The sequence below is a fragment of the Dyadobacter sp. genome, from assembly GCF_051859145.1.
In the GTDB taxonomy this organism is placed as follows: Bacteria; Bacteroidota; Bacteroidia; order Cytophagales; family Spirosomataceae; genus Dyadobacter.
The window spans coordinates 1-4,177 of sequence record NZ_JBHYGF010000370.1; the positions used below are offsets into that span (position 1 = coordinate 1).

Sequence of the window (4,177 nt, forward strand, 5' to 3'; positions counted from 1 at the left end):
GGATCAATAAATCGTTCTTCCGGTAAATCAGTCCCTTTCCAGCTATCGGTCAATGTAGCTCCCGGAATAACTGCGGTTACTTTCACATTGTATGGCTTCATTTCTTCCCTTATCACTTTGGTCATTCCGTAAAGCGCAAACTTGGATATACAGTAAGAACCTCCGTTAGGATAGGCGATAATGCTCGCGGTGGAGCAAAGTGTAAAAATATGCCCTTTTCTCGCGGCTGTCATTTCCGGCAGTATTCCTCTTGTGAGGTGGTAAGCGCTGTAAAGGTTTGTCTCAATCGTTTTTTCCAAAACACCTTCCTCCTCATTGTGTACCTGTCCCGGAATAAATACGCCGGTATTGTTGATTAGTACCTCTGGAAAATGGTTTTGAGATTTAATAAAATTCAGGAATGCATTCACCTGGGAACGTTCGGACAAATCGGCCCGGAAAATGGAGACTTCGCTTCCAGGGTAAGTTTCGTTGTATTGACTTTTAAGCTGCACCAGATCATCATAATTCCTTGCACAGGTGACCACATTGAACCCGCCTTGCAGAAACCGCTCAATTACCGCACGGCCAATTCCCTTTGTGCCACCGGTAACTACCGCTAATCCATTCATTTTTCTAAATGCTTCTTTTTTTGCCTAATTTTCCCGAAAATATTGAATACTATTAAGATTATGTCTGTAATCGGGAAATACTTTATTTTTCTAGGGACAATATTCTCGAGAGGTGAAAAGCTGTCTGTCTACTGGCGGCGTCTGATGGAGGAGTGCGTTGGAATCGGGGTGAGTTCGGTCTTCATTGTTGCGATTGTTTCCACATTTATAGGTGCTGTTTCCTGCATTCAAACCGCCTACAACCTGGTGAGCCCGATTATTCCGGTTTCTACAGTTGCATTAATCGTGCGGGATATGTCCATACTCGAACTTGCGCCGACGATTACCTGCATTGTGCTGGCCGGAAAAGTGGGTTCCAATATCGCCAGCGAACTGGGTACTATGCGGATCACCGAGCAGGTAGATGCATTGGAAGTAATGGGGATCAATTCGGCCGCATATCTGGTGCTGCCGAAGGTACTTGCTGCGATGTTGACATTTCCGATGCTCGTTATCTTTGCCGGATTTCTGAATATTTTCGGAGGATATCTTGCCGGTACATTAACCGGCGTGATCTCGGAGAGAGATTATCTGGAAGGAATCAGGGACTCCTTTGTTCCGTATAATATCTTTTTTATGTGTGTAAAACCGTTCGTATTCGGTTTTCTGATCGCAACCATATCTTCATTTAAAGGGTTTTTTACGCAAGGTGGCGCTTTGGAAGTAGGCAAAGCAAGTACTGGCGCGGTAACGAGTAGCTGTATTTCCGTTTTGATTGCGGACTATTTACTGGCTCAACTACTGTTATAATTCAGCCCGGGCTATCAATTCAGCAAGCAATGATCGAGATCAGCAATATTTCCAAAGCTTTCAATGGAAAACAGGTTTTAAAAGGGATTTCTGCAACCTTTAAGAAAGGAGAAACCAACCTGATTATCGGCGGGAGCGGAACCGGGAAAAGTGTTTTACTCAAATGCATGATCGGCCTCGTAAAGCCGGATCAGGGTAATGTAACTTACGATGGCCGCGACTTCTATAATAGCGACAGGGAAACACAACAATCCATTCGCCGCGAAATGGGTGTACTTTTCCAGGGTGGCGCGCTCTTTGACTCCAAAACGGTCGAGGAAAACGTGCGCTTTCCATTGGATATGTTAACGGACCAGTCTCCGCAGGAAAAGCAGGAGCGGGTTGCATTTTGTTTGCAAAGAGTAGGGCTGGAAGCTGCCGCTAAAAGAATGCCTTCTGAAATCAGCGGCGGAATGAAAAAGCGCGTGGGAATTGCCCGGGCAATTGTCATGAACCCGATGTACCTTTTCTGCGACGAACCCAACTCCGGCCTCGATCCGCTTACTTCGGTAAAGATTGACGAGCTGATCAAAGAGATTACAGAAGAATACCAGATTACCACGATCATCATTACACACGATATGAATTCGGTAATGGAAATCGGCCAGAACATCATGTTCTTGTATCAGGGCGACAAGTTGTGGGAAGGTGTCAATTCAGATATAACCAAAACGACCGTCCCCGAACTGAAAGAATTTCTTTTCTCTAATAAGTTGCTGCGCGAAATGCAGCCTTAGCTTGCCTTTATTATTTCCTGAATGCAGGAAGATTTTTTCTTTCCAACATAAAAACAACGGCAGCAAACAGTCCGAAGAGGATAATGTGCAGCGTAGCCGAAAGCCAGAGCTCCTGTATTTTGAACAGGGAAGAAAGAAAGATCAAAACCCCTCCACCTGCCAGGTAACCCACTGCGGATTTCACATCGTAAGGTACAGGATAAAATTGCTGTCCGTAATAATAGCACAGGACAAGCATCACCAATCCCGATAATGCAAATGCGATCGCAAAGCCCAGGTAGCCGATTTGCGGTACCAGCAGAAAGCTGGTTACGATCGTTATGCCGGCTCCGGTTAATGTAAACCAGGTGCCGTACTGTGTCTGGTCAGTGAGTTTAAACCATGTCGCAACATTGTAGTAAATCCCCAGGAACAAATATCCTGCAAGCAGCCAGGGAACAACCGGAAGACCTTCGTGGTAGATTTTCTGTTTCAAAAACAGCTCCGCAAATAAGTCGAGGTTCAGCGAAATACCTACCCACATCAGTGCGCAGATGATGATGAAGTATTTGGTCACTTTTGCGAAAATCGGCGGGGCATTTTTGTCTTCACCTTTTGTAAAAAAGAATGGTTCTGCGGCGTATTTGAATGCCTGGATAGCCAGGTTCATGAAGATCGAAAGCTTGTAGCATTGCACATAGATACCAATTGCAGTCTTGGTACTGCGACCAGGATAAAAGCCGTCGGGAAGTAAAAACTGGATGAATGTACGGTCAAAAAGCATATTGATCACCCCGCCCGCATTCATGATCAGAATTGGGAAAGCATATACCCAGACAGGTTGAAAAAGGGTTTTATCAAACACAAACCTGAACTCCGCAAACTCTTTCCGCAGTGACACAAAGAAAAGGAGATTGGCGATCAGATTGGCGAGAACAATGTAGTCTGGAGCGTGAGCTGGATTGTAAAAGAGATCAATCGCTGGTTTCAGGAATGCGAGGTATTTACCCTGATAAATATCCCTGCAAACGATCAGGAAAAAGAGATTAAGCAGAATGGTGAGGATAATATTGGCAAGCCGCACTGTCACGAACTTCTTACCCTTTCCTTCCAGCCTCAGCCTGGCAAATGGGATGGCAATAATCGCGTCGGTAGCCATAATCGCCGCAAACATCCTGACGATATTGGCACTTTCCGGATAACGGATTGCCTCCGCAACCTGGGGTGCAAAAATGAAGATCAGCCCGGAAAAAAACAGGCTGACCAACATTACTGCGCTTAAAATGAGATTATAGTAGGTTTTTCGATCTGCCGCCTGTCTCGCAAAGCGGAAGAAGGCTGTTTCCATTCCAAAAGTGTAAATAACCATTGTCAACCCTGCGTAGGCGTACAATTGGCCTTGCGCCGCGATCTGCTCGGGTTTAAAAAGCCCGGTATGAAGGGGAACCAGCAGGTAGTTCAGAAAGCGGCCCAGCATAGTGCTGATCCCGTACATGGCGGTTTCCCCCGCTAGCTTCTTTAAAACACTCATATTATATAGCCCGTCAATACTGGCAAGGCCTATTCGGAAAGTATCAGTATTATCATATATGAATGGGCAAATATAGTTTATGGTTGTTTAAAATTGCGCTAGCTGTGTTGCGGGCTAATTTCTGATATCTGTAATGATGCGTTCGATAATACGTTCAATGCGCTTCCAGCCGTCATCAGAATGCAGGTCCACGTCGATCATTTTCTGACGATAGTCGGTGGAAAGGGTCATAAAGTAAATTCCGGCCGAAAGGAAGGAAACCAGCGCGCTGGTGTCGTTAAAATTGGGGAGCTCGCCTATTTTGCCGAGGATTTTGTAGGCGGTTTGATTTCTGGCGTCAGAAAGCATGGATTTGCCCGTGCCGATCTCCCATCTTAAAAGATCGCGTGTTGCTTTTCTTTCACGAAGATCCTTCATGAAGGTCTGCATCAGGTTGTTCAACGCCTCTGCGCGTTCCTCCGGGCTCAGTTCCGGGATGTTGTCGATATAAT

The 4,177-nt window shown here is 45.7% G+C and carries 4 protein-coding genes and 1 pseudogene; 2 read left to right on the forward strand and 3 right to left on the reverse strand.

Annotated elements, in window-relative coordinates; translation table 11 throughout:
• Positions 1 to 611, reverse strand: a 611-nt coding sequence (locus ACTIE6_RS19260; RefSeq protein ID WP_439558193.1) for an SDR family NAD(P)-dependent oxidoreductase, incomplete at its 3' end; no start/stop codon positions are given.
• A gap of 60 nt (positions 612 to 671) precedes the next feature.
• Here ACTIE6_RS19260 and ACTIE6_RS19265 point away from each other — a divergent pair.
• Complete coding sequence (locus tag ACTIE6_RS19265) at positions 672 to 1,400, forward strand: MlaE family ABC transporter permease (RefSeq protein WP_439558196.1); 729 nt, start codon at positions 672 to 674, stop codon at positions 1,398 to 1,400.
• Between the two features lie 29 nt (positions 1,401 to 1,429).
• A complete protein-coding gene (locus tag ACTIE6_RS19270) occupies positions 1,430 to 2,176 on the forward strand; it encodes an ABC transporter ATP-binding protein (RefSeq protein ID WP_439558194.1) in 747 nt (248 codons plus the stop codon).
• 10 nt (positions 2,177 to 2,186) lie between these two features.
• Here ACTIE6_RS19270 and ACTIE6_RS19275 read toward each other — a convergent pair whose 3' ends face one another.
• Together ACTIE6_RS19275 and ACTIE6_RS19280 are read right to left on the reverse strand one after the other, a co-directional pair.
• Entirely contained in the window at positions 2,187 to 3,686 is a 1,500-nt protein-coding gene (locus tag ACTIE6_RS19275) for a lipopolysaccharide biosynthesis protein (protein ID WP_439558195.1), read from the reverse strand.
• A 114-nt stretch (positions 3,687 to 3,800) separates the two neighbouring features.
• Positions 3,801 to 4,177 (reverse strand): annotated as a pseudogene (locus ACTIE6_RS19280) (TetR/AcrR family transcriptional regulator); the annotation flags it as partial.

Coding starts and splice junctions, on each gene's coding strand:
- ACTIE6_RS19270 (WP_439558194.1), top strand. CDS start 1,430: ATGATCGAGATCAGCAATATTTCCAAAGCTTTCAATGGAAAACAGGTT.
- ACTIE6_RS19265 (WP_439558196.1), top strand. CDS start 672: ATGTCTGTAATCGGGAAATACTTTATTTTTCTAGGGACAATATTCTCG.
- ACTIE6_RS19275 (WP_439558195.1), bottom strand. CDS start 3,686: ATGAGTGTTTTAAAGAAGCTAGCGGGGGAAACCGCCATGTACGGGATC.